Source organism: Streptomyces sp. NPDC058373 (assembly GCF_042723275.1).
Classification (GTDB): domain Bacteria; phylum Actinomycetota; class Actinomycetes; order Streptomycetales; family Streptomycetaceae; genus Streptomyces.
Map to the genome: position 1 here is coordinate 127,967 of NZ_JBHXJE010000004.1, position 24,674 is coordinate 152,640.

Below are 24,674 nucleotides of genomic sequence, written 5' to 3' on the forward strand. Positions count from 1 at the left end.
GCAGCCCGTCCAGCACAAGGCCACGGAGGCTCCCGTGACTACGAGTTCGCCGCCTGCGTCCGGGGGATCTTCCCAGGACAGCGCGGGCCTCACCCGGTTCAACGCCCTGCCCCGCGAAGCCGCCGACGCCGCCCTCACCGAGGTCTGCGCCGCTCGCGACTGGGCCGCCGCCCTCGCCGAGGGCCGCCCCTACGCCAGCCCCGAAGCCCTCTACGCCGCGAGCGACGCCGCCCTGGCCGACCTCGACGACAAGGGCCTCGACGAGGCGATGGCCGGCCACCCGCCGATCGGCCGCCCGAAGCCCGGCGACCCCACCTCCTCGCGGGAACAGCGCGGCATGGCCGACGCCGACGAGGGGCTGAAGGCCGAGATGCTGGAGCTGAACCTCGCCTACCAGGAGCGGTTCGGCCACGTCTTCCTGATCTGCGCCACCGGCCTCGACGGGAAGCGGATGCGCGACGCGCTCGCCTCCCGTCTGGAGAACACGCCGGAGCGCGAGCGGGAGAACGCCCGCACCGAACTGGTCAAGATCAACCGCATCCGGCTCGGCCGCCTCCTGGCGGAGCCGGCCGCGGACGCGCCCGCCCCCGAGGAAGAGAACGCATGAGCACCGACACCACCGCCTCGGTGTCCACCCACATTCTGGACACCAGCATCGGCCTGCCCGCCCGGGGGGTGCGGGTCACCCTGAGCGCGCGCACCGGCGCCGGGGCCCCCTGGGCGGAGCTCGGCACCTCCCGTACCGACGGGGACGGGCGCTGCAAGGACCTGCCGGCGCTGCCGGCGGAGACGGCCCACGTACGGCTCGACTTCGACACCGAGGCGTACTTCACGGCCGACGGCACAGAACCGAAGAAGCAAGCCGAGGCGCAGCAGGACGCCCCCCGCGTAAGGGACAGCGGTGCGTTCTTCCCCGAGGTGGCGATCACCTTCGCCGTCGCAGAGGGCGAGCACTACCACGTACCGCTGCTGCTCAACCCGTTCGGCTACTCCGTTTACCGAGGGAGCTAGCAGACAGATGACCGTCCGACCCCAGCCCGGCCGCCCGGCCGCTTCCCGCTCCAGCCGCCCGGTGATGCTCGGCCAGAACCAGTACGGCAAGGCCGAGAACCGCGTCGTCAAGATCACCCGCGAGGGCGCCACCCACCACATCAAGGACCTCAACGTCTCCGTCGCCCTCTCCGGCGACATGGAGGAGGTCCACTACTCCGGCTCCAACGCCAACGTCCTGCCGACCGACACCACCAAGAACACCGTGTTCGCCTTCGCCAAGGAACACGGCATCGAGTCGGCCGAGCAGTTCGGCATCCACCTGGCCCGGCACTTCGTCACCAGCCAGGAGCCCATCCACCGGGCGCGGATCCGCATCGAGGAGTACTCCTGGGAGCGCATCCCGGCCTCCGACGCCAACTCCCAGTTCATCGGCGCCGACGAGGTCAAGCACTCCTTCGTCCGCCAGGGCCAGGAGACCCGCCTCACCCAGATCACCTACGACGGCGAGCGGTGGGAGGTCGTCTCCGGCCTCAAGGACCTCGTCGTCATGAACTCCACCAACTCGGAGTTCTGGGGCTACGTCAAGGACAAGTACACGACGCTCCCCGAGGCGTACGACCGCATCCTCGCCACCCAGGTCGCCGCCCGCTGGCGGTTCAACTGGACCGACGACGAGCAGCGCATGCCGCAGTGGGAGACCTCCTACAAGCAGGTGAAGAAGCACATGCTGGAGGCGTTCGCGGAGACGTACTCGCTCTCCCTCCAGCAGACGCTGTACCAGATGGGCGCGCGCATCATCAACCACCGCGCGGAGATCGACGAGGTCCGCTTCTCCCTGCCCAACAAGCACCACTTCCTCGTCGACCTGGAGCCCTTCGGCCTCAAGAACGACAACGAGGTGTACTTCGCCGCCGACCGGCCCTACGGCCTGATCGAGGCGACCGTGCTGCGCGACGGCTGCGAGCCGCGCATCCCGGAAGACCTCACCAACCTCTGAGCACCAGCAACCTCTGAGCACCAGCCGGGCCGGAGGGGGAGCGGGCGGCGCCACCGCCCGCCACCCCCGCCGGCCGGGGCGGACCCCGCCGTGCGGACCGGGGCCCGCCCGCACCGGCCACCCTCTCGGCACCCGGGGGACGCACCCCGGCCGGCGGCCCCGCGCCCCGGCCGGCCCCGGCACTCAAATTCCCAGGGTCCTGCCGTACCCGGCCACTCCTCGCCAAAGGACTCACCATGGCAGCACCGGCAACCCCCGGCACCGCGGACGGCGCGGACCGCCTGGTCATCGAGAACGCCCACATCGCCACCGTCGACGCCGACGACACGGAGTACGCCCACGGCCACCTGGTGGTCGCCGGGGGGCGTATCGAGTCGGTCGGCGCGGGTCCCGCCCCCGAGGGGCTGACCGGCGTCACCCGGCGCGTCGACGCCACCGGGCACCTGGTCACCCCCGGCCTCGTCAACACCCACCACCACTTCTACCAGTGGATCACCCGGGGCCTGGCGACCGACCACAACCTCTTCAACTGGCTCGTCGCCCTCTACCCCACCTGGGCGCGGATCGACGAGTCGATGACCTACGCGGCGGCCCAGGGCTCGCTCGCCATGATGGCCCGCGGCGGCGTCACCACCGCCATGGACCACCACTACGTCTTCCCGCGCGGCTCCGGCGACCTCTCCGGCGCGATCATCCGCGCCGCCGCCGAGACGGGCGTCCGCTTCACCCTGGCGCGCGGTTCCATGGACCGCGGCGAGAAGGACGGCGGGCTGCCCCCGGACTTCGCCGTGGAGAGCCTCGACGGCGCGCTCGCCGCCACCGAGGAGACCATCGACCGGCACCACGACACCTCCTTCGACGCGATGACGCAGATCGCCGTCGCGCCCTGCTCGCCCTTCTCCGTCTCCACCGAACTCATGCGCCAGGGCGCCGAACTCGCCCGCCGCAAGGGGGTACGCCTGCACACGCACGGCTCGGAGACCGTCGAGGAGGAGCAGTTCTGCAAGGAACTGTTCGGCATGGGCCCCACCGACTACTTCGAGTCCACCGGCTGGCTGGGCGAGGACGTGTGGATGGCGCACTGCGTCCACATGAACGACTCCGACATCGACGCCTTCGCCCGCACCGGCACCGGCGTCGCGCACTGCCCGTCCTCCAACGCCCGGCTCGCCGCCGGCATCGCGCGCGTCCCCGACCTGCTCGCCGCCGGTGTCCCCGTCGGCCTCGGCGTCGACGGCACCGCCTCCAACGAGTCCGGCGAACTCCACACCGAGCTGCGCAACGCCCTGCTCGTCAACCGCCTCGGCCCGCACCGCGAAGCCGCGCTGACCGCGCGTCAGGCGCTGCGGCTCGGCACCCACGGCGGGGCGCGCGTCCTCGGGCGCGGCGACCAGACCGGCTCCCTGGAGCCGGGCAAACTCGCCGACCTGGTGCTGTGGCGGATGGACACCCTCGCGCACTCCTCCATCGCCGACCCGGTGACCGCCCTGGTCCTCGGCGCACCGGCCCCCGTGACCCTCTCCCTCGTCGGCGGCCGCACCGTCGTCGAGGACAACCACCTCACCACGGTGGACGAGGACGCCGTCGCCCGCTCCACGCGGGACGAGGCACAGCGCCTGGCGCGGATCGCCGCAGGCGGCTGACCCCCTGAACTCCGGCCGGGAGGGACGGTTCCCGGCCGGGGTCCGAGCAGCCGAGCGGGCTGCTCGGACGCCGCCCCGGTGCGTGGCCCAACGCCTCACGCCACCGGGGCGGTCCGTACCGACCCGCGCCGCACACCGCGCGGCCGGTACGACCTGGGCGCACCACAGCACGACCAAGAACACGACAGAGACACCGCAGACCCTCGCCGCTCGGGCGCGACGAGGCGCACCGCCGCACCCTCCATCCGGGTGCGTACCACCGTATTCCTGGCATTTCGCATCACCTCCCAGAAGCACGTGCCGCAACGCGACGGCACAGGAAAACAACCGGAGGAGCCGCAGTGGCCGACACGCCCAGGTTCAACCCGAAAGACCCGGCCCACGACCCCGTCGAGGGCGAGGGGCCGATACCCCGACAGAAGACCGGTCAGGAGCCGGTCGAACCGGGGGCCGCAGAGCCCGCCGGCGAGCCCGCCGTCCACCCCGTCGACGAGAAGCTGCCACCGCTGAAGATGGCCACCACCGGCCTCCAGCACGTGGCCGCCATGTACGCGGGCGTCGTCGCGCCCCCGCTCATCGTCGGCGCCGCCGTGGGCCTCAGCGCCACCGAACTCACCTTCCTCACCGGCGCCTGCCTCTTCACCGCGGGCCTCGCCACCTTCCTCCAGACGCTCGGCATCTGGAACATCGGCGCCCGGCTGCCCTTCGTCAACGGCGTGACCTTCGCCGGCGTCGCCCCCATGCTCGCCGTGGTCGACTCCACCGACGACAAGAAGGACGCCCTGCCGATCATCTTCGGCGCGGTCATCGTCGCCGGAGTCCTGGGCTTCTTCGCCGCACCGTTCTTCAGCAAACTCGTCCGGTTCTTCCCACCCGTCGTCACCGGTACGGTCATCACCCTCATCGGTGTCTCCCTCATGCCGGTCGCCTTCGGCTGGGCCCAGGGACCGTCCCCGGAGGCGCCCGACTTCGGCTCGGCCACCAACCTCGGCCTCGCCGGGATCACCCTCCTGGTCGTCCTGCTGCTGCGCCGCTTCACCCGCGGCTTCGTCAAACAGATCGCCGTGCTGCTGGGCCTGGTCATCGGCACGGTCATCGCGATCCCGTTCGGCGCCACCGACTTCGGGCCGGTCGCCGAGGCCGACATCATCGGCTTCCCGACGCCCTTCCACTTCGGGCCGCCGCAGTTCGCGCTCGCCGCGATCATCTCGCTCTGCGTCGTCATGGTCGTCTCCATGACCGAGTCGACCGCCGACATGCTCGCCCTCGGTGAGATCGTCGACAAGCCCGCCGACGAGAAGACGATCGCCGCCGGCCTGCGTGCCGACACCCTGGGCAGCGCCATCAGCCCGATCTTCAACGGCTTCATGTGCAGCGCCTTCGCCCAGAACATCGGCCTGGTCGCCATGACCCGCATCCGCAGCCGCTTCGTGGTCGCCGCCGGTGGCGGCTTCCTCGTCCTGATGGGGCTCTGCCCGATCGCCGCCTCGCTCATCGCGGTCGTGCCCCGCCCGGTCCTCGGCGGCGCGGGCGTCGTCCTCTTCGGCTCGGTCGCCGCCAGCGGCATCCAGACGCTGGTCAAGGCGGGCCTGGAGAAGGACAACAACGTCCTGATCGTCGCGGTCTCGCTGGCCGTCGGCATCATCCCGATCACCGCGCCGGACTTCTACCACGCCTTCCCGGAGACCGCGAAGATCATCCTGGACTCCGGCATCTCCACCGGCTGCGTCGCCGCCGTCCTGCTCAACCTGGTCTTCAACCACCTCGGCAAAGGCCAGGGCCGAGACAGCGACGACGTCACCGCCCCCATGGAACCGGCGGCCGACCTCCCGTCCCACCGCCAGGGGGCCGGAGCGCACTGACCCGCCCGCGCCGTACCTCGCACCGCTGATCGCCCGGTCCCGGCAGGGGCCGGGCGGCCGGCGTCACGGGACGACGGCTCCGTCCTCCCCGCCCCCTGCGCCACACACCGCTCCAGCAGAGCCCGCGCAGCCACAGCTCCGTACCGGTCCGCCGAGCCGCCCCCAGCGCCTCGCCGATCAGCTCCCGTTGCCGTCCGGCCCGCCGCTCGTCGACACCGCCCGCCGCCACCTCGCCGTCCGCCCCCTTCACGTGTCGATCCGGTACGTGTCCCCATACACCCGCCAGACCAGCGGCGGGTCCAGGCGCAGGTTCCCCTCGCGGAGGAAGACGCGCTGGGCGGTGTCGATCCGGGACGTGTCGGTGTGCGAGGGCTCCTCCCGCCGCCCCGTCCGCCGTCCCCCGCCGCCTCGCCGGAACAGGCCGCCAGTACGGCCACCCCCAGCAGCGCGGCACCGACCTCCCTGCGCGTCCTCGCCCTCAACTCGCCCCCGCCGTCCGCAATCCGCCCCGCCGTCCCGATGCCTTGCGCGGCACGCACCGCCGCCCCTCGGCCGAGCGTAACCGCGCCCCCCGCCCACCGGGCCGGGCCGCCCCGCTCAGTCCCGGCGCGGCGAGGCCAGCAGATACGGCCCCGCAGGCCGGACACCCTGGTGGTGGCTGACCTGCCAGCCCGCCTCCGTCAGCGTCCGCGACCAGGCTTCGTCCACCCGCTCCGGAGGCGCGCCGCCCACCGGCCGCACCTCGACCGCGTCGGGCTGCGGCGTCTCCGAGACCCGGTACCCGCCGGGCTCCTCGGCGGCGGGCGGGAACCCCGCCGCCTCCAGGACCAGCGCCGCCGCCCGCACCAGATGCTGCCGCTCCCAGCCGCAGAGCCGACCGGTCGCCCCGTCCGCCCGGGTCATCCGGCGCAACTCCCGCATCCCCGACCAGGCACCCCGCGCCTCCCGCAGCCGCGCCGCACCGCCCGGCGGATCGTCCTGCCCACCGGTCCGCGCCCGGAACCCGCCGTCCTGCGCGGGCCGTTCGCCCGGGACGGGGCAGTCCGGGGGCGGCGGCGAGACCGGCGCGTCCCCCTCCCGCAGCCGGTGCCCCGCCGGAGTCAGGAAGCAGGCGTGCGGCGGCCTCGGATGGCGGAAGGCGAGGCCGCGCCGCACCAGGCCCTCCAGCTGCGCGGCCGTCCCCGTCAACCGTCCCGTGCCCGGCTCGGCCGCCTCGATGATCCGCTGCTGCGCCCCCGTCACCGGTTTCACCATGACCGCACCTCCCGTCCGGCGCGCCCCTGCGCACGCCCACCGTCCAGAGTGCCGGGCGGCACTGACAATGTGGACCGAACGCCGGGAGTACCGTCCGACGGAATTCGGCACGAGCCGATCAGGGGGGACGAGCCTTGGCGCTGAACAAGAAGGGGTCCCGGCGAATCACCGTCGACGGGGCCAAGTACCGCTGGCGGGTCCGGCGGAAGCCCACCTACTCGCAGGGGCTCTGCTGGACCCCGCTGACCTACGCCGTCGAAGTGGCCGACGGCGACCTCGTAGGCCGCGGCCGCCGAGGCCCAGTCGGCGGCTCCGGCGAGCGAGGACTCCAGCACGGCCACCTCCTGGAGCGCCTTGACGGCGCCCGCCCCGGTGTGCGGACGGGCCACCGTGGCGGCGTCGCCGAGCAGCAGCAGGCGCTCCGAGGCGTACCGGGGCGCCGTCACGTCGTACAGCCGCTGGAGGAAGACGGAGCCGGGGCCCGTGCGGCGGATCAACTCGCCCCAGAACGGGGGCAGCAGCTCGTCGGTGATCTCCGTCAGCCGGGCCCGGTGGGCCGTGTCCAGGGTGCGGGAGGCTGCGGTGGCGCCGGGGCAGCACGAGCGCCGCCGCACACCCGGCGATCGAACCACCGATCACCGCCACGGGCTCCACCACACCGCTCGTCCCGCTCGCCATCGCGCACCCCCTGTCGGCGGCGGCCCCGGCACCGCCGCGCTCATGGTGCCGGAACGCGCGGAACGGCGGGCGGTTACGGGCCGGGCCGCCCGTGCGCGCTCACCGTGCGGCGAACGCCTCCACCTCCCACCCCCGAGGCGGCTCCGCCCCCGCCCGTGAGCAGGTGACGGCCGCCGCGCGGGCGGCGAAGGCGAGGATCTCGGCCCAGCCGGCCGCGTCCAGCCCGGCCGCCGCCGCCGGGGTCAGCAGGTCGCGTTCGGCGAGGGCGTGCAGGAGGGCGGCGTTGACCGTGTCGCCCGCGCCGATCGTGTCGACCACCTCGACCTTCTCGCCCGGAACGGAGTGCTCGGTGCCCTCCCGGGTGCGCACGGTCAGGCCGTCCCCGCCCCGGGTGAGGACGACGGCGGCCGGACCGGCGGCGGCCAGCTCCGGCAGGCCCAGGCCGAGCCAGTCGGCGTCCTCCTCGCTCAGCTTCAGCAGCGAGACGTGCGGGAGCCAGCCGCGGAACCGGGACCGGTAGGCGTCCGCGTCGGGGATCAGTTCGGCTCGGATGTTCGGGTCCAGGGCGACGAGGACGCCGCGCGCCGCCTCGCGCCGCATCAGCTCCTCGTAGGCGCTCGCCCCCGGCTCCAGCACCAGCGAGCAGGTGCCGAAGGAGACCGCCCGTGTCGGCTCCGGCAGGGCGGGCGGCAGGGTGAAGAGGCGGTCGGCGGTGCCGCCGGTGTAGAAGGCGTACGAGGCGGAGCCGTCCGCACCGACCGCCGCGACGGCCAGCGTGGTCGGCTCGGGGCCCCGCTGGACGAGGCCGGTGGCGACGCCTTCCTCGGCCAGCCGCTCCAGGAGGGAGGCGCCGAAGGCGTCGGTGGAGACGCGCGAGCAGAAGGCGGCCTCGCCGCCCAGCCGGGCCAGCGCCACGGCCGTGTTGTACGGACCGCCTCCGCGCACCGGCCGCAGCGGGGTCAGGGCGTCGCCCCGGACTTGCGGCACCAGGTCGATCAGAGCCTCACCGGCGACGACTATCACAGGAAATGTCCCTTCGGGGGTGGTACGCGGCGGCCCGGCGCGGCGTCGGCCGGGCCGCCAGGGTAGACCGGTCAGACCGCCGCTGGGGAGCGGCCGGGCGTGCTGTCGGCGACCGGGGGCAGGCCGTGCGCGCCCTTGGCGTCGGCGCGCCACCGGCCTGCCGGGTCACGGTCGATCAGGCCGGCCCGGCCGCGTGCCCCTCGGCGGAGAGGGCGCTCTCATTCCTCTCATGACTGCTGAGCGCTTCTCCCATCCCGTCAGGCGCGTATTCCTGGACTTGGGCAGGGTTGCTTATATCTTGCGTTGTGTAGCTGCGGCCGGCTGCTGCCCCGCACTGTTCAGCTCAACGTGAGTGAGGCCCACATGACTTCGTCCACCACTGAACCACCGACCTTGGTAGCGGACGAGAAACGCGGCCCGGGCAGCGTGGCAGTCTCCTGGCTGACCACGACCGATCATAAGAAGATCGGTCATCTCTATCTCATCGCCTCGTTCTTCTTCTTCGTCGTGGCGGGCCTGATGGCACTGCTGCTGAGGGCGGAACTGGCACGCCCTGGAATTCAGATGGTCTCGAACGAGCAGTACAACCAGACTTTCACCATGCATGGCACGATCATGCTGCTGCTTTTCGCCACGCCGACGTTCGCCGGTTTCGCCAACGCGATCATGCCCTTGCAGATCGGTGCTCCCGACGTGGCTTTCCCGCGCCTGAACATGCTGTCCTTCTGGCTGTTCCTCTTCGGTGGACTCATCGTCCTCGCCAGCCTTCTCACTCCCCAGGGGGCGGCGGATTTCGGGTGGACCGCCTACACCCCACTGAGCAGCGGTGAGCGTACGCCCCAGGTGGGCGGGGACCTGTGGATCATGGGCCTCGCGCTCTCCGGGTTCGGCACCATCCTGGGCGCCGTGAACTTCATCACGACCATCGTCGTCATGCGGGCTCCCGGTATGACGATGTTCCGGATGCCGATCTTCACGTGGAACATCCTGTTCACCTCGGTGCTGGTGCTGCTCGCCTTTCCCGTGCTGGCAGCCTCGCTGCTGGTGCTGGAGGCGGACCGCCGGTTCGGCGCCCAGGTGTTCAGCCCGGGGAACGGAGGTGCCATCCTCTGGCAGCACCTGTTCTGGTTCTTCGGTCATCCCGAGGTGTACATCATCGCGTTGCCATTCTTCGGCATCGTCACGGAGATCATCCCGGTGTTCTCCCGCAAGCCCATTTTCGGCTACTTCGGACTCGTCGGCGCCACCATCGCGATCACCGGCCTCTCCATCACCGTGTGGGCGCACCACATGTTCGCCACGGGAGCGGTATTGCTGCCGTTCTTCTCCTTCATGACGTTCCTCATCGCCGTGCCCACCGGCGTCAAGTTCTTCAACTGGATCGGCACCATGTGGAAGGGGTCGCTCTCGTTCGAGACCCCCATGCTGTGGTCGATCGGCTTCCTCGTCACCTTCCTGTTCGGCGGGCTGACCGGGATCATCCTCGCCTCCCCGCCGCTGGACTTCCACGTCACCGACAGCTACTTCGTCGTCGCCCATTTCCACTACGTCGTTTTCGGCACGGTCGTTTTCGCGATGTTCGCCGGATTCCACTTCTGGTGGCCCAAGATGACCGGCACCATGCTTGACGAACGGCTGGGGAAGATTCACTTCTGGGCCCTCTTCACCGGATTCCACATGACCTTCCTCGTCCAGCACTGGCTCGGCGCCGAAGGAATGCCCCGCCGCTACGCCGACTACCTCGCCGCGGACGGCTTCACCGCACTCAACACCGTCTCCAGCATCGGGGCCTTTCTCCTGGGCGCCTCCACGCTCCCGTTCTTCTACAACGTCTGGAAGACCGCCCAGACCGGCGAGCGCGTGGAGGAGGACGACCCGTGGGGGTTCGGCCGGTCACTGGAGTGGGCCACCTCCTGTCCACCGCCACGCCACAACTTCGTCACGCTCCCCCGCATCCGCAGCGAGTCGCCCGCCTTCGACCTGCACTACCCGGTCGTCGCACGGTGGGACGAGGCCGAGGGCGCCGGTAAGCGTGACGTCTTCGAACCCGGGGGGCACGGCAAGTCGTCCGGGGGCGGCCGCCGATGACCGCGCCCCAGGAGCGCCGCGTGCGGCAGCGCACGCCGTCCGCGTACCCCAGCGACGGGGAGATCGAAGCGTTCCTCGCGGTGGAGGAGGAGAGGGCCAGGGCCCGCCGGGCGGCGGAAGCCCTCGCAGACCTCGTGCCCCGCCTCTCCGCCGTCCAGCGCGACGCCCTCGTCCGCCGCTACACCCACGACCGCCTAGCCCTCGCCCAGGACGCCCGCGCCCGGCTCGACCGGCAGCGCGCCGCCCAGGAGGCCCGCGACCGGCTGCGTCGCCGGTGCGCGACGACGGCCCTGCTCCTCGGCGCCTTCTGCACCGCGCTCTCGGTCCTGGCCCTGCTGACGATGGCCGCCTGAGGCAGGCGCCCCGCACCGTTCGGGGCACCGCCCGGTGCGTGCGGGCGCCGTGACCGGGAACACGCCAGACCTGCCCCCGCGCGTACGACAGGAGTCAGTCTGATGTCAGCCCCGCCCCCGCTGCCCGGCCGCGACGAGTCCTACTGGATGGAGACCGCCCCCGGCCCCGAGCGACCGCCGCTCGCCGAAGACATCGAAGTGGACGTGGCCGTGGTCGGCGGCGGCGTCGCCGGGCTCAGCGCCGCGTGGGAGCTGAGCCGGGCGGGACGGTCCGTCGCGGTGCTGGAGGCCGACCGTGTCGCCTCCGGGGTGACCGGCTACACCACCGCCAAGGTCTCCGCGCTGCACTCGCGCGTCTACGACCCGCTGCGCCGCGCCCACGGCGCCGAAGCCGCCCGGCTGTACGCCGACTCGCAGCGGGACGCCGTCGAACGCATCGCCCGCACCGTCACCGAACTGGCCGTCGACTGCGACTTCGAACGGGCCGACGCCTACACCTACGCCGCCGGTCCCGCCTCGGCCGACGCGATCGCGGCCGAGGCCCGGGCCGCCGCCGAGGCGGGGCTCGCGGCCCGGCACGTCACCGAGACCGGCCTGCCCTTCGCCGTCGCCGGGGCCGTCCGGCTCGACGGCCAGGCCCAGTTCCATCCCCGCAAGTACCTCCTCGCCCTCGCCGCCGACCTGGAGGCCAGGGGTGGCCGCGTCTTCGAACGGAGCCGCGTCACCCGCCTCTCCGAGGGCCAGCCGTGCCGGGTCACCACGGAGACCGGGCAGCAGGTCACCGCGCGGGACGTCGTCATCGCCACGCACTACCCGGTGTTCGACCGGGCCCTGCTCTTCGCCCGGCTCAGCCCGCGCCGCGAACTGGTGGTGGCCGCGCCCCTCGCGCGGGAGAGGGCGCCGCAGGGCATGTACATCACCGAAGACGAGGGGAAGCGCTCCGTCCGTACCGCCCCGCTCGACGAGGAGCACCGCCTGCTCATCGTCACCGGGGAGAGCTTCACGCCCGGCACCGGCGACCCCCGCGCCGCCCTGCGGCGCCTGGACACCTGGATGCACGACCGCTTCCCGGCGGCCGGGCCCACCGCCTACCACTGGGCCGCCCAGGACCTCGACCCGAGCGACACCGTCCCGCTCGTCGGCCCCTTCCACCCCGGCGCGCGCCACACCTACGTGGCGACCGGGTTCGGCGGCTGGGGCATGACGGGCGGCGCGCTCGCCGGACACCTCCTCACCAGCCTGATCACCGGTTCCGGCGTACCGCCGTGGGCGGACCTGTACGACCCGAGGCGGCTGAAGAGCCTTATGCGCGAGGGGCGGGCCCTGCTCGGCCTGCAGGCAGAGGTGGCCGGGCACTTCGCCGGTGACCGGCTGCGCGTCACCCACGTGGACAGCGTGGCGGAGATCGCGCCCGGCACCGGCGCGGTGGTACGCCTCGGCGGCCGCCGCTGTGCCGTCCACCGCGCCGAGGACGGCACGGTACGGGCCGTCTCCGCCAGGTGCACCCACCTCGGCTGCCTGGTCTCCTTCAACCAGGCCGAGACCGCCTGGGAGTGCCCCTGCCACGGTTCCCGCTTCGACGTCGACGGGGCGGTCCTCCAGGGCCCGGCGACCCGGCCCCTGGAGGAGCTGGACGTGCCCGAGGAGCGCGCCGACTGAAGTCGGTGGCCGTGCCCGCCGCTCGCCGGAGGCACGAGCCCGGAAGAAGAGACGCGCGGCGATGTCGAGAACGCGTGTCCGGCTCCGTCCCCGGTGTTCGTGCGCCCACAATGGGCGCACGAACACCGAGGAGAACCCCCATGGCCGTCGAGCTGGCCGGGGAGTTGTCGGCCGCGCCCGGGGCGGGCGGCGAGCCGATCCACGAGTGGCTGGAGGTGCGCCCCCCTCCCTGTCCGCGCCGCCCCACCGTCGCGGAGTGACCTCACCGGTGGACGAGCTCCTGCTCCGGAGCCTCACACCGAGCGTGCTCACCGTCCTCGCCCGCCGCGGAGCCGACTTCGCGGCGGCCGAGGACGCCGTGCGGGAGGCTCTCGTCGAGGCGTTCCGGCCTTCACCGGCCGGCCCTTCCCCGAGCTCTCGGCTCCCCCTGGGTACGGCTGTCCCCGTCCGGGACGCCAAGGGCTGGCTGATCACCGTGGCCGGGCGCGATTTCCGGGGCCGGCGCCCAGCTCGTGCTTACCGCCCGGGCCGGTCGCGCCGGCACTCGGACCAACCGGTCCGGCGGGTCCCCCGGTGCGGCCCGGCTTGGCGCTCGTCCCCGGGTCTCACGCATGGTTACTATGCACACTTCGTGCCGGGGAGGTCCCATCACAGCGCACCGCCTGGGAGTTGGCCGTGGAAGACGACGTAAATGACACGTGGGGCCTTGGAAGATGCTGAAAGAGGTCACCGCCACCCGTTACGTGCAGCCGCTGACCACCGGTGGTTCCGTCCCCGGAGTCGTCGAGGCCGACGACCTGGGCACGTACGTCGTGAAGTTCACCGGGTCGGCGCAGGGGCGCAAGGCGCTGGTGGCCGAGATCGTCGTCGGGGAGCTGGCGCGGCGGCTCGGACTGCGGGTGCCGGAGCTGGTGCTGGTCGACTTCGACCCGGCGGTGGCGCGGGACGAGCCGCACCAGGAGGTGCAGGACCTGGTGCGGGCCAGTGCCGGGCTCAACCTCGGCATGGACCTGCTGCCGGGGGCGGTCGACTTCCACCCCGGTGACCTCGCGGTGGACCCGCTGGAGGCCGGGCGGGTGGTGTGGCTCGACGCGCTCACGGCCAACGTCGACCGGACCGTGCACAGCACCAACCTGATGATCTGGCCCCCGGCCGGGACCCCGCGTTCGGCGCGGCGGCTCTGGCTGATCGACCACGGGGCGGCCCTCGTCTTCCACCACCGGTGGGAGAACGCCGCCGGAGCCGTCACCAAGCGGTACGACTTCCGCCACCACGCGCTGGGCGGGTACGCCCCCCAGGTGGCCGACGCCGACGCGGAACTGGCAGCCCGGGTCACCCTCGACCTGCTCCGCGAGGTCACCGCGCTGGTCCCCGACGCCTGGCTCGCCGACGAGCCGGGCTTCTCCTCGCCCGATCAGCTGCGCGAGGCGTACGCACGGCAGCTCGCCGAACGCGCCGCCGTCTCCGAGCAGTGGCTGCCGCTGGAGTTCCCCTCCGCCCGGCAGCTCGCCGAGGCCGACGCCGAACGCGCGGCCGCGACCCGCGCCGGGCGCCCCGCCTGGCTGCAGCACGTCCCCGACCTACACGGCAAGCCCGACGCGGCCCCCGACTGGTCCCGGCACCTGGGGTGAGCCGGGCCGGCCTCGGAGATGCCTGTGCCCCGGCGGTGGGCGCCGGGGCACAGGGCGTACGCGGGTGCGGCGGGGTCAGCCGACGAGCTGCTCGTAGGCGGGGAGCGTGAGGAAGTCGGCGTAGTCGTCGTCGAGGGAGACGGTCAGCAGCAGGTCGTGGGCCTGCTGCCAGCGTCCGGCGGCGAACGCCTCCTCACCGATCTCGGCGCGGATCGCGGCCAGTTCCTCGGCGGCGACCTCGCGGGCCAGGTCGCGGGTGACCAGGACGGTCGCGCCGTCCCGCTCCACCTCGACACCGGCGTTGATCCACTGCCAGATCTGCGAGCGGGAGATCTCGGCGGTGGCGGCGTCCTCCATCAGGTTGAAGATGGCGACGGCGCCCAGGCCGCGCAGCCACGCCTCGATGTAGCGGATGCCGACCTGGACGGCGTTGCGCAGGCCGTCGAAGGTGGGCTCGGCGTCGAGCGAGTCGATGGCGATGAGGTCCCCGGCGGCCACCGAGACGTCCTCGCGGAGCCGGTCCTTCTGGTTCGGCTTCTCACCGAGGACGGAGTCGAAGGACTCCAGGGCGATCGGCACCAGGTCGGGGTGGGCGACCCAGGAGCCGTCGAACCCGTCCCGGGCCTCACGGTCCTTGTCGTCCTTGACCTTGGCGAAGGCCACCTTGTTGACCTCGGCGTCGCGGCGCGAGGGGATGAACGCGGCCATGCCGCCGATGGCGTGGGCGCCGCGCTTGTGGCAGGTGCGGACCAGGAGTTCGGTGTAGGCGCGCATGAACGGCGCGGTCATCGTCACCGCGTTGCGGTCCGGCAGCACGAACTTGCGGCCGCCGTCACGGAAGTTCTTGACGATCGAGAAGAGGTAGTCCCAGCGGCCCGCGTTCAGCCCGGAGGCGTGGTCGCGCAGCTCGTAGAGGATCTCGTCCATCTCGTACGCGGCGGTGATGGTCTCGATGAGGACCGTGGCGCGGATGGTGCCGTGGGGGATGCCGACGTACTCCTGGGCGAAGGTGAAGACCTCGTTCCAGAGGCGGGCCTCCAGGTGCGACTCGGTCTTCGGCAGGTAGAAGTACGGGCCCTTGCCGAGGTCGAGGAGGCGCTGCGCGTTGTGGAAGAAGTACAGGCCGAAGTCGACCAGGGCGCCCGGCAGCGGGGTGCCGTCGGCAGCGCGCAGGTGGCGCTCGTCCAGGTGCCAGCCGCGCGGGCGGACGACGGCGGTGGCCAGCTCCTCCTGCGGCTTCAGCGCGTACGACTTGCCGGTGCGCTCGTCGGTGAAGTCGATGCGGCGCTCGTAGGCGTCGGTGAGGTTGATCTGGCCCTGGATGACGTTCTCCCAGGTGGGAGCCGAGGCGTCCTCGAAGTCGGCGAGCCAGACGCGGGCGCCGGAGTTGAGGGCGTTGATCGTCATCTTGCGGTCGGTCGGGCCGGTGATCTCGACGCGGCGGTCGTTCAGCGCGGCCGGGGCCTCGGCGACGCGCCAGGAGTCGTCCTCGCGGATGTGCGCGGTCTCGGGAAGGAAGTCGAGCGTCGAGTTCCGGGCGATCTCGGCGCGGCGCTCGGCGCGGCGGGCCAGGAGCTCGTTCCGGCGGGGGGTGAACCGGTGGTGGAGCTCGCCCAGGAAGGCGAGCGCCTGGTCCGTGAGGACTTCCTCCTGGCGGGGGAGGGGCTCGGCGTCGACGGTGACCGGCGTCGCGGACGGGGACGCGGGTGCGGACATGACTGTCACTTCCTTCACGTGGGGTGGCCCCTGGCGGGGCCGGTCCGTGGGGTTCCCCTGGCGGGGGGCCGCTGGTTGGGCTGCGGCACTGGGTGCCAGGGGGGGATTCGGGGCTTTTGGAGGGCCGTCTTCGAGGGCAGTGGTTCTGATCAGTGGATACTAGTTTCCTCATGGTGGAAGTTCAATGGTCTGTTGATGTCGAGAATCTTTCGGTCGATAGAAGGTGGCCCCGGGGCCCCGGGCCCCGCCCCCCCCCGGCGGGGGGCGGGGCCGGGGGGCCCCCCCCCCCCGGGGGCCCCGGGGGGCCCCCCGGGCCGGCCGGGCTGAGGTCGGCAGGGGGGGTACTCGTTCGCGCTGTTCGGCGGGCGGGGTGGAGTGGCGTGGCTGAGGGTGGAAAGGCGAGAGAGGTGTCGGTCCGTCTGTGCGGGGTTCTTCGCCGCGTCGAGAAAGGTGACTTGTGTCTGCCGTTTCGGAGTCTGCGTCGGAGGATGTCGGACGTACGCCCGTCGCGCTGCGGGTCAACGGGGAGCCGTACGAGCTGACCCTCGACAACCGGGCGGCCCTCTTGGACGTGTTGCGGGACGTGCTGGGGCTGACCGGGTCCAAGAAGGGGTGCGATCACGGACAGTGCGGGGCGTGCACCGTGCTGGTGGACGGGCGGCGGGTGAACAGCTGCCTGCTGCTCGCGGTGACGATGGACGGGGCCCAGGTCACCACGGTGGAAGGGCTGGGGGAGGGGGACGGGCTGCACCCGGTGCAGCAGGCGTTTCTCGACCGTGACGCCTTCCAGTGCGGGTACTGCACGCCCGGCCAGCTCTGCTCCACCCTCGGGGTGCTGGACGAGGCGGCGGAGGGGCACCCCTCGGCCGTCACCGATCCGGCGCATCCGGCGGGGGAGCCGGTGCCGCTCACCGAGGACGAGATCCGTGAGCGGCTCAGCGGGAACCTCTGCCGTTGCGGGGCCTATCCGAACATCGTCGACGCCGTACGGGATCTGAGCTGATGCGCACCTTCACCTATCTCCGGGCCACCGACGCCGAGGAGGCCGCGCGCGCCCACGGCGGCCGGGACGGCTCCCGCTACCTGGCGGGCGGTACCAATCTGGTCGATCTGATGAAGCAGGGGGTCGAGGCGCCCGACACCCTGGTGGACATCACGCGGCTGCCGATGGACGCCGTCAGCGAGGAGGCCGACGGAGTGCTGCGGGTCGGGGCGCTGGTGCGCAACAGCGACTTCGCCGCCCACCCCGTGGTCCGGGCGCGGTACCCGGCGGTCTCCGAGGCGCTGCTCGCCGGGGCCTCGGGCCAGTTGCGGAACGCCGCCACCACCGGGGGGAACCTGCTCCAGCGCACCCGGTGCGTCTACTTCCAGGAGCTGTCGATGCCCTGCAACAAGCGGGAGCCCGGCACCGGGTGCGCGGCACGCGAAGGCGTCCACCGCGACCACGCGGTCCTCGGCCACTCGGCCGCCTGCATCGCCACGCACCCCTCCGACCTGGCCGTGGCACTGGCGGCGGCCGACGCCGAGGTGGAGACCGCCGGGCCCGGGGGCGGACGCGTCATCCCGGTCACCGAGTTCCACCGGCTGCCCGGGGAACTGCCGGAGCGGGACACCGTGCTCGAACCCGGTGAGCTGGTGACCGCCGTACGGCTCCCCCCGCCGCTCGACGGCACCCGGGCCACCTACCGGAAGGTGCGCGACCGGGCGTCGTACGCTTTCGCGCTCGTCTCCGTGGCCGCCCAGGTCGCCCAGCGGGACGACGGGGCCGCGGAGCAGGTGCGGCTCGCCTTCGGCGGGGTCGCCCACCGGCCGTGGCGGGCGTGGCGGGCGGAGGCGGAGCTCACCGGCCAGCCGCTCTCCGAGGAGCGGGTGACCGCCGCGCTCGACGCCGAACTGACCGCGGCCGAGCCGCTGCGGGACAACGTCTTCAAGATCGGCCTCGCCCGCGACCTGGCCCGCGCCGTCCTGCTCGGCCTCACCCGGCCGTGAGCCCGCGGCCCACCGCCTTTCCGGCCCCTGCGAAGGAAGTCCGCTGAGATGACTGACACCACCTCGGAAATCGGTACCGGTGCTCCCCGCCGCGAAGGCCGGGAGAAGGTCACAGGCGCCGCGCGGTACGCCGCCGAGTTCGCCCCGGCCGACCGGGCCCACGCCTGGCCGGTGCCCGCCACCGTGGCCGCCGGGCGCGTCCGGTCGGTGGACGCCGCCCAGGCGCTCGCGCTGCCCGGCGTGATCGCCGTCCTCACCTCCGAGAACACCCCGCCGCTCACCCCGGCCGACGACCCGACGCTCAACGTCCTCCAGGGGGCTGACGTCCCGCACCGGGGCTGGTTCGTCGCCCTCGTCGTGGCCGAGACGGTGGAGGCCGCCCGCGCGGGGGCCCAGGCGGTACGCGTCACGTACGACACCCGGCCGCACGACGTCACCCTCACCCGCGACCACCCGCGCCGCTACGTGCCCGAGGAGGCCAACGGCGGCTTCCCCGCGGTCCGCGAGCGCGGCGACGCGCCGGGCGCCTTCGCCGACGCGCCGGTCCGGGTCGACACCTCCTACGACGTGCCGCCGCTGCACAACCACCCCATGGAGCCGCACGCCGCCACCGCCTCCTGGGCCGGGGGCCGCCTCACCGTGCACGACTCCAGCCAGGGCAGCACCACCGTCCGCTCCGTCCTGGCCCAGGCCTTCGGCCTCCCCGAGGAGCAGATCACCGTCACCTCCGAGCACGTCGGCGGCGGCTTCGGCTCGAAGGGCACCCCGCGCCCGCACGTGGTCCTCGCCGCCCTCGCCGCCCGCCACACCGGACGCCCTGTCACCCTCGCCCTGCCCCGGCGCGACCTGCCCGCCTCCGTCGGCCACCGGGCGCCCACCCTCCACCGGGTGCGGCTCGGCGCCCAGGAGGACGGCACGCTGCTCTCCGTCGAGCACACGGCGCTCACCCACACCTCCCGCATCAAGGAGTTCGTGGAGCAGGCCGCCGTCCCCGCCCGCGTCATGTACGGCTCGCCGCACAGCAGTACCGTCCACGAGGTGGTCGCCCTCGACGTGGCCAGCCCCTCGTGGATGCGCGCCCCCGGCGAGGCGCCCGGCATGTACGCCCTGGAGTCGGCCATGGACGAACTCGCCGAGCGGGCCGGGCTCGACCCCGTCGAACTGCGGGTACGCAACGACCCGGAGACCGAGCCCGACAGCGGCCGCCCCTTCAGCAGCCGCCACCTGGTGGAGTGCCTGCGCGAGGGGGCCCGCCACTTCGGCTGGCAGGACCGCGACCCGCGCCCCGGGGTGCGCCGCGACGGGCCCCGCCTGACCGGCACCGGCGTCGCCGCCGCCATGTACCCGGTCATGGCCTCCCCGTGCCAGGCCACCGCCACCGCACTGCCCGACGGCGGCTACCGCGTCCGGGTCAACGCCACCGACATCGGCACCGGCGCCCGTACCGTCCTCGGCCAGATCGCCGCCGACGCCCTCGGCGTCCCCGGCGACCGGATCCGCGTCGATATCGGCGACAGCGACCTGCCCTCCGCCCCGCTCGCCGGCGGCTCCTCGGGAACCGCCTCCTGGGGGTGGGCCGTCCACGAGGCGTGCACGGAGCTGGCCCGGCGCCTCACCGAGGCCCCGGACCTGCCGCCGGACGGGCTCACCGCCGAGGTCGACACCACCGAGGCGGTCCAGGCCGGATCGCCGTACGCCCGGCACGCGTTCGGCGCCCACTTCGCCGAGGTCAGCGTCGACACCGACACCGGCGAGGTCCGGGTGCTGCGCGCGCACGGGCGCTTCGCGGCCGGACGCATCCTCAACGCCCGTACCGCACGCTCCCAGTTCCTCGGCGGCATGGTGATGGGGATCGGCATGGCCCTCACCGAGCACAGCACCCTCGACCCGGCCTTCGGCGGCTTCGCCGAGCGCGACCTCGCCGCCTACCACGTCCCGGTCAGCGCCGACGTGCCGCCGTCCCCGGCCATGGACGTGGCCTGGATCGACGAACAGGACCCGCACCTCAATCCGGTCGGCGGCAAGGGCATCGGCGAGATCGGCATCGTCGGCATGGCCGCCGCCATCGGCAACGCCGCCCACCACGCCACCGGCGTCCGCTTCCGCTCCCTGCCCCTCACCCCGGACCACGTCCGGGCCGCCCTCGCCGGAGACGCCTGAGCGCGGAACCGGAACGTGGGGAGACACCCCCCTACGCGCCGCCCAGCCGCCACAGGTCCCCAGGGGTGTCGATGTCGTACGGCTCGGCGACGTCCCCGCACTCCACCAGCGCCACGGTGGCCGCGTGTGCGCGCAGGTAGTCCCGCGCACCGCGGTCGCCGTCCGCCCCGGCCGCCACGCCCCGCCAGTGCGCCGACCCGAAGAGCACCGGGTGGCCCCGCCGCCCCTCGTACGCGGCCGCCGCCAGCGTCCCGGAGCCCCGGTACGCGGAGCGGACCCGGCCGACGGCCGCCGCGCCGATGCCGGGCTGGTCGACCAGGCCGACCAGGGCGGCGCCCGCCCCGGAGCCGGTGAGGGAGGCGAGTCCGGAGCGCAGTGAGGAGCCCATGCCGGTGGCCCACTCCGGGTTCTCCACCAGGACGCAGCCGGTCAGGTCGGCGCGGGCCCGTACCGTCTCCGCGGCCGCCCCCAGCACCACGTGCACCCGCGCGCAGCCGCCCGCGCGCAGGGCCGCAACCGCCTGCTCCACCAGCGGGCGCCCGCCGTACTCCAGCAGCGCCTTCGGGCGGCCGCCGAGCCGCCGGCCGCCGCCAGCCGCCAGCAGCAGGCCGACCACCTCGTCCTCCCGTGTCCCGCCAGGTCCGCCGGGTGTCTCCGCTCTCGTCTCCACCCGCCCTGCATACCTCATGGGGGCGGCCGCCCGGGCAGGGCGTAAGCGGAATCCGGCCTGCCGAAAGGGCGGCAACGGTGGCAACAGCGGCGAATTCGCCCCGCCCGCTGGCGCGTCGGGCCCCTGCTGGCGTTTACTGAACGACCCCCGGTGCGCTTGACCACCGTGCCAGGGGGAGTGGGGAGCGGGACCATCACACAGGTGCGGCGCACAACGGTGTGCGCAGGGGAGGGGCCGTGTTGCGAAGCATGGACATGGGGCAGCAGGACCGGCAGGTCGTCGAGGCGTGCCAGGACCCGAGGATCGAGGAACTGCGCGGCGCCACGGTGCAGTTGCGCAAGCGGCTCGCCGCCCACCGGGCCGAGTTCCCGGACCGGGCGGTCGCCGAGGAGGAACTGGCGGCGCTCGGCGCGATGGCCCGGGAGGGCGCACCGGACCAGGGGCGGCTGCGCCGCTCGCTGCTCCTGGTCGTCGCCTCACTCGGCTCCGTGAGCGCCTTCAGCGGGGAGCTGACGCGGCTGCGCGCCGCCGTCGAGCTCTTCGGGACAGGGGTACGCGGCTGACCGGCGGCGGGGGCGTGCGGCCCCCGCCCGTCCGGGATCAGCCCGGCTGGCCGGAGGCGGCCAGTTCGACGGAGAGTTCCGCCGCCACCTGCTGGAGCATGGGGACGATGGTGACCACCGCCTCCTCGGTGACCCGGCCCGCCGGTCCCGAGATCGAGATGGCCGCCGCCGTGGGGGAGTCGGGGACCGGCACGGCCAGGCAGCGCACCCCGACCTCCTGCTCGTTGTCGTCGACCGCGTAACCGAGCCGCCTCACCTCGTCCAGGGCGCCGAGGAAGGCGTCCGGCGTGGTCAGCGTCCTGGCGGTGGCGGCCGGCATGCCGGTGCGGGCCAGCAGCGCACGCACCTCCTCCGGCGGGGCGTCGGCGAGCAGGGCCTTGCCGACGCCGGTGGAGTGCGGCAGCACCCGGCGGCCGACCTCGGTGAACATCCGCATCGAGTGCTTGGAGGGCACCTGGGCCACGTAGACCACCTCGTCGCCGTCGAGCAGGGCCATGTTGGCGGTCTCGCCGGTCGCCTCGACCAGGCGGGCCAGGTGCGGCCGGGCCCAGGTGCCGAGCAGGCGCGAGGCGGACTCGCCGAGGCGGATCAGGCGGGGGCCGAGCGCGTAGCGGCGGTTGGGCTGCTGGCGTACGTAGCCGCAGGCGACCAGGGTGCGCATCAGGCGGTGGATGGTCGGCAGCGGCAGGCCACTGGTGGCCGAGAGTTCGCTCAGGCCGACCTCGCCGCCCGCGTCCGCCATCCGCTCCAGCAGGTCGAAGGCGCGTTCCAGGGACTGCACGCCGCCGGACGGCCGGGGGGCCGCGCTCTCGGCGGAGGCGTCGGGGGTGCGGGACGTCGGCACGTCGCGTTCCTTTCGGAGCAGGCGGGCAAGGCTGCAGCCTACCCGGCGGGCGGCGCCCGCCTCCGGGCGCCGTGGGAAGGCGGCCGGAAGGGGGAACGCGTGGCGCCGGGACGGCCCGTACACACGGTTCATGTTCTGTTATCCGGAAGAGTAATTTCACAAAATGAAAACGTCCAGCGTACGGAGGGCGTCGTCTGGCCCCGGGCAAGGGACGCTCGCCCGGTGTTTCCCCGGTGTTCCCGCCCGGCGGCGGCGGAGTGAAACCTCCGGGGTGAGGCGGTCGGAGCCGCTCCGGGCGGCCCGGCCGCCCTTGACGGGGTCGGCCGGGGCGGGAAAACTCCTTCAACAGATCGTTGAAACCGGAGTCCGGGGGAAGCCCGGCCCCTCCGGCCGCCGCACGCGACGGCGCCACGCCGCCGAAGGCCCGCCGCCGCGTCCGCGCCACGCAGCACATAAGCAGGAAAGGGGCCGGGGTGCCGGAACTGGAACGGGTACTGCGCTCGACACGGGTCATCACTCCCACCGGAACACGGGCCGCCCAGGTCACCGTGGCCGACGGAACCATCACCGGCGTACTGCCGCACGACGCGCCGCTGCCCGCCGGGGTGCCCGTCGAGGAACTCGGGGACGCGGCTCTGCTGCCGGGGCTCGTCGACACCCACGTCCACGTCAACGACCCCGGGCGCACCGACTGGGAAGGGTTCTGGACCGCCACCCGGGCCGCCGCGGCCGGCGGCATCACCACCCTGGTCGACATGCCGCTCAACTCGCTGCCGCCCACCACCACCCCCGCCCACCTCAAGGTCAAGCAGGACACCGCCCGTCCGCAGGCCCACGTGGACGTCGGCTTCTGGGGTGGCGCGCTCCCCGACAACACCAAGGAGCTGCGGCCGCTGCACGACGCGGGCGTCTTCGGCTTCAAGTGCTTCCTGTCGCCGTCCGGCGTGGACGAGTTCCCGCCGCTCGACCAGGAGCAGCTCGCCGTCGCCCTCGCCGAGATCGCCGGGTTCGACGGACTGCTCATCGTCCACGCCGAGGATCCGCACGCCCTCGACGGCGCCCCGCAGGCCTCCGGCCCGCAGTACGCCGACTTCCTCGCCTCGCGGCCGGGCGAGGCCGAGAACCAGGCGATCGAGAACCTCATCGGGCAGGCGGCGCGCCTCGGCGCCCGCGTCCACGTGCTGCACCTCTCGGCCGCCTCCGCCCTCCCGGCCATCGCCGCCGCCCGCCGCGACGGGGTGCGGATCACCGTCGAGTCCTGCCCACACTTCCTCACCCTCACCGCCGAGGAAGTCCCCGACGGGGCCACCGAGTTCAAGTGCTGCCCGCCCATCCGCGAGGCCGCCAACCAGGACGCGCTCTGGGCCGCGCTCGCCGACGGCACCATCGACTGCGTCGTCTCCGACCACTCCCCGTCCACCGCCGACCTCAAGACCGGCGACTTCGCCACCGCCTGGGGCGGCATCTCCTCCCTCCAGCTCGGCCTCCCCGCCATCTGGACCGAGGCGCGGCGGCGCGGCCACACCCTGGAGGACGTGGTCCGCTGGATGTCCGAGGCGCCCGCCCGCCTCGCCGGACTCACCGCCAAGGGCGCCATCGCCCCCGGCAAGGACGCCGACTTCACCGTGCTCGCCCCCGAGGAGACCTTCACCGTCGACCCGGCGGCGCTCCAGCACCGCAACCGCGTCACCGCCTACGCCGGCAGGACCCTGCACGGCGTCGTCCGCTCCACCTGGCTGCGAGGCCGCCGCATCCTCCATGACGGCACCTACACCGAGCCCACGGGCCGTCTGCTGGAGCGGGGCTGACGCGGCGCCAGCACGCCTGCCCGACGGCGGCCCCACCCCGAAGCGCCGGGGTGGAGCCGCCGCCTTGTGCGGCGCACCCGTCCGGCCCGATGTCCGGCCGTCGTGCGGCCGTCCGGTACGGCGTGAGCGCCGGGGGCGCACCACCGGCGGACCCGGGCGGCGCATCCAGGTTCTTCGTCAACAGCGGGAAAATTAACGGTCGTTGACCTTGACGGCCCCCTGTCTACGCGCGTCATCCTTATGCGCATGCGAATCCCCCCACGCATTGCCGCAGTCACCGCGCTCGCCGCCGCCCTGCTGCTCGGCGGCCCCGCCGCCGCACAGGCCGTCCCGGCCCAGGCCCCCGTCGCCCACAGCGTCCAGGCCGTCCTCGCGGCCCAGGCGGTCGGCGACATCTGCTACTCCGACCTCCCCGCGCAGGCCCACGACACCCTCGACCTCATCGACTCCGGCGGGCCCTTCCCGTACCCGCAGGACGGCACCGTCTTCCAGAACCGCGAGGGCCTGCTGCCCTCGCAGTCCACCGGCTACTACCACGAGTACACGGTGGAGACCCCCGGCTCCGACGACCGCGGCGCCCGCCGCATCGTCACCGGCTCCGCCGCCGACGAGGACTACTACACCGCCGACCACTACGCCTCGTTCGACCTCGTCGACCACGGCTGCTGACCCACCCGACCCCGGCCCTGCGCCTCCCCGCGAGGGCCGGCCCACGGGCCGGCGGTGCCCCACACACCGCCGGC

At 73.4% G+C, this 24,674-nt stretch carries 21 protein-coding genes and 1 pseudogene; 15 read left to right on the plus strand and 7 right to left on the minus strand.

Going from position 1 to position 24,674, the window contains the following annotated elements:
• The first annotated feature begins 34 nt into the window (after positions 1–34).
• The 5 genes from uraD (at position 35) to ACFWMZ_RS04505 (ending at position 5,495) form a co-directional block, all read left to right on the plus strand.
• A complete protein-coding gene (uraD, locus tag ACFWMZ_RS04485) occupies positions 35–607 on the plus strand; it encodes a 2-oxo-4-hydroxy-4-carboxy-5-ureidoimidazoline decarboxylase (protein ID WP_383177675.1) in 573 nt (190 codons plus the stop codon).
• Positions 604–1,011 carry a hydroxyisourate hydrolase gene (uraH, locus tag ACFWMZ_RS04490; protein WP_383199482.1) on the plus strand — a complete coding sequence of 136 codons (408 nt, stop codon included), beginning with the start codon at positions 604–606 and terminating at the stop codon, positions 1,009–1,011. Before uraD ends, uraH begins: the two co-directional genes overlap by 4 nt.
• Positions 1,012–1,018: 7 nt before the next feature.
• Positions 1,019–1,990 carry a factor-independent urate hydroxylase gene (gene pucL, locus ACFWMZ_RS04495; RefSeq protein ID WP_383177669.1) on the plus strand — a complete coding sequence of 324 codons (972 nt, stop codon included), beginning with the start codon at positions 1,019–1,021 and terminating at the stop codon, positions 1,988–1,990.
• A gap of 236 nt (positions 1,991–2,226) precedes the next feature.
• Positions 2,227–3,633, plus strand: coding sequence for an 8-oxoguanine deaminase (locus ACFWMZ_RS04500; RefSeq protein ID WP_383199484.1), 1,407 nt, complete (start codon positions 2,227–2,229; stop codon positions 3,631–3,633).
• A gap of 341 nt (positions 3,634–3,974) precedes the next feature.
• On the plus strand, positions 3,975–5,495 hold the full coding sequence (locus tag ACFWMZ_RS04505) for a nucleobase:cation symporter-2 family protein (RefSeq protein ID WP_383177663.1): 1,521 nt from the start codon (positions 3,975–3,977) through the stop codon (positions 5,493–5,495).
• 246 nt (positions 5,496–5,741) lie between these two features.
• Here ACFWMZ_RS04505 and ACFWMZ_RS04510 read toward each other — a convergent pair.
• The 4 genes and pseudogenes from ACFWMZ_RS04510 to ACFWMZ_RS04525 all read right to left on the minus strand — a co-directional run.
• Positions 5,742–5,873: pseudogene (locus ACFWMZ_RS04510) on the minus strand (chitosanase); the annotation flags it as partial.
• Between the two features lie 219 nt (positions 5,874–6,092).
• Positions 6,093–6,749, minus strand: a complete 657-nt coding sequence (locus tag ACFWMZ_RS04515) for a hypothetical protein (RefSeq protein ID WP_383177660.1) — start codon at positions 6,747–6,749, stop codon at positions 6,093–6,095.
• Complete coding sequence (locus tag ACFWMZ_RS04520) at positions 6,743–7,363, minus strand: hypothetical protein (RefSeq protein ID WP_383199486.1); 621 nt, start codon at positions 7,361–7,363, stop codon at positions 6,743–6,745. Before ACFWMZ_RS04520 ends, ACFWMZ_RS04515 begins: the two co-directional genes overlap by 7 nt.
• Before the next feature lie 163 nt (positions 7,364–7,526).
• Positions 7,527–8,450, minus strand: a complete 924-nt coding sequence (locus ACFWMZ_RS04525; RefSeq protein ID WP_383177654.1) for a carbohydrate kinase — start codon at positions 8,448–8,450, stop codon at positions 7,527–7,529.
• Between the two features lie 363 nt (positions 8,451–8,813).
• On the opposite strand from ACFWMZ_RS04525, the gene ctaD reads away from it, so the two are divergent.
• From ctaD to ACFWMZ_RS04545, 4 genes are all read left to right on the plus strand, one after another.
• Complete coding sequence (gene ctaD / locus ACFWMZ_RS04530) at positions 8,814–10,538, plus strand: cytochrome c oxidase subunit I (RefSeq protein ID WP_383177651.1); 1,725 nt, start codon at positions 8,814–8,816, stop codon at positions 10,536–10,538.
• Between the two features lie 20 nt (positions 10,539–10,558).
• On the plus strand, positions 10,559–10,891 hold the full coding sequence (locus tag ACFWMZ_RS04535) for a hypothetical protein (RefSeq protein WP_383177647.1): 333 nt from the start codon (positions 10,559–10,561) through the stop codon (positions 10,889–10,891).
• A 102-nt stretch (positions 10,892–10,993) separates the two neighbouring features.
• Entirely contained in the window at positions 10,994–12,550 is a 1,557-nt protein-coding gene (locus tag ACFWMZ_RS04540; RefSeq protein WP_383177644.1) for an FAD-dependent oxidoreductase, read from the plus strand.
• Positions 12,551–13,263: 713 nt separating this feature from the next.
• On the plus strand, positions 13,264–14,181 hold the full coding sequence (locus ACFWMZ_RS04545; RefSeq protein WP_383177641.1) for a HipA family kinase: 918 nt from the start codon (positions 13,264–13,266) through the stop codon (positions 14,179–14,181).
• A 75-nt stretch (positions 14,182–14,256) separates the two neighbouring features.
• Here the strand turns inward: ACFWMZ_RS04545 and aceB are convergent, their stop codons facing one another.
• Positions 14,257–15,897 carry a malate synthase A gene (aceB, locus tag ACFWMZ_RS04550; protein ID WP_383177638.1) on the minus strand — a complete coding sequence of 547 codons (1,641 nt, stop codon included), beginning with the start codon at positions 15,895–15,897 and terminating at the stop codon, positions 14,257–14,259.
• A 457-nt stretch (positions 15,898–16,354) separates the two neighbouring features.
• Here aceB and ACFWMZ_RS04555 point away from each other — a divergent pair, with 457 nt between their 5' ends.
• From ACFWMZ_RS04555 to ACFWMZ_RS04565, 3 genes are read left to right on the plus strand one after another with little or no spacing between them, the layout of a single operon-like run.
• On the plus strand, positions 16,355–16,900 hold the full coding sequence (locus ACFWMZ_RS04555) for a (2Fe-2S)-binding protein (protein ID WP_383177635.1): 546 nt from the start codon (positions 16,355–16,357) through the stop codon (positions 16,898–16,900).
• Positions 16,900–17,886: an FAD binding domain-containing protein gene (locus ACFWMZ_RS04560; protein WP_383177632.1), complete on the plus strand. Its 987-nt coding sequence runs from the start codon at positions 16,900–16,902 to the stop codon at positions 17,884–17,886. The genes ACFWMZ_RS04555 and ACFWMZ_RS04560 overlap by 1 nt, the downstream gene beginning before the upstream one ends.
• Before the next feature lie 48 nt (positions 17,887–17,934).
• Positions 17,935–20,046 (plus strand): xanthine dehydrogenase family protein molybdopterin-binding subunit, encoded by a 2,112-nt coding sequence (locus ACFWMZ_RS04565; protein ID WP_383177629.1) that lies wholly within the window; start codon positions 17,935–17,937, stop codon positions 20,044–20,046.
• Positions 20,047–20,077: 31 nt separating this feature from the next.
• Here ACFWMZ_RS04565 and ACFWMZ_RS04570 read toward each other — a convergent pair whose 3' ends face one another.
• The gene (locus tag ACFWMZ_RS04570; RefSeq protein ID WP_383199563.1) at positions 20,078–20,653 is read right to left on the minus strand and encodes an NTP transferase domain-containing protein; all 576 of its coding nucleotides are present in this window, start codon (positions 20,651–20,653) and stop codon (positions 20,078–20,080) included.
• 317 nt (positions 20,654–20,970) lie between these two features.
• Between ACFWMZ_RS04570 and ACFWMZ_RS04575 the strand changes: the two genes are divergently transcribed.
• On the plus strand, positions 20,971–21,279 hold the full coding sequence (locus ACFWMZ_RS04575; RefSeq protein WP_383199565.1) for a DUF5955 family protein: 309 nt from the start codon (positions 20,971–20,973) through the stop codon (positions 21,277–21,279).
• A gap of 37 nt (positions 21,280–21,316) precedes the next feature.
• Here the strand turns inward: ACFWMZ_RS04575 and ACFWMZ_RS04580 are convergent, their stop codons facing one another.
• Complete coding sequence (locus ACFWMZ_RS04580; RefSeq protein WP_383177626.1) at positions 21,317–22,123, minus strand: IclR family transcriptional regulator; 807 nt, start codon at positions 22,121–22,123, stop codon at positions 21,317–21,319.
• A gap of 473 nt (positions 22,124–22,596) precedes the next feature.
• On the opposite strand from ACFWMZ_RS04580, the gene allB reads away from it, so the two are divergent.
• Positions 22,597–23,931, plus strand: a complete 1,335-nt coding sequence (allB, locus tag ACFWMZ_RS04585) for an allantoinase AllB (RefSeq protein WP_383199488.1) — start codon at positions 22,597–22,599, stop codon at positions 23,929–23,931.
• 246 nt (positions 23,932–24,177) lie between these two features.
• Entirely contained in the window at positions 24,178–24,600 is a 423-nt protein-coding gene (locus ACFWMZ_RS04590; protein WP_383199490.1) for a ribonuclease domain-containing protein, read from the plus strand.
• Positions 24,601–24,674: the final 74 nt, after the last annotated feature.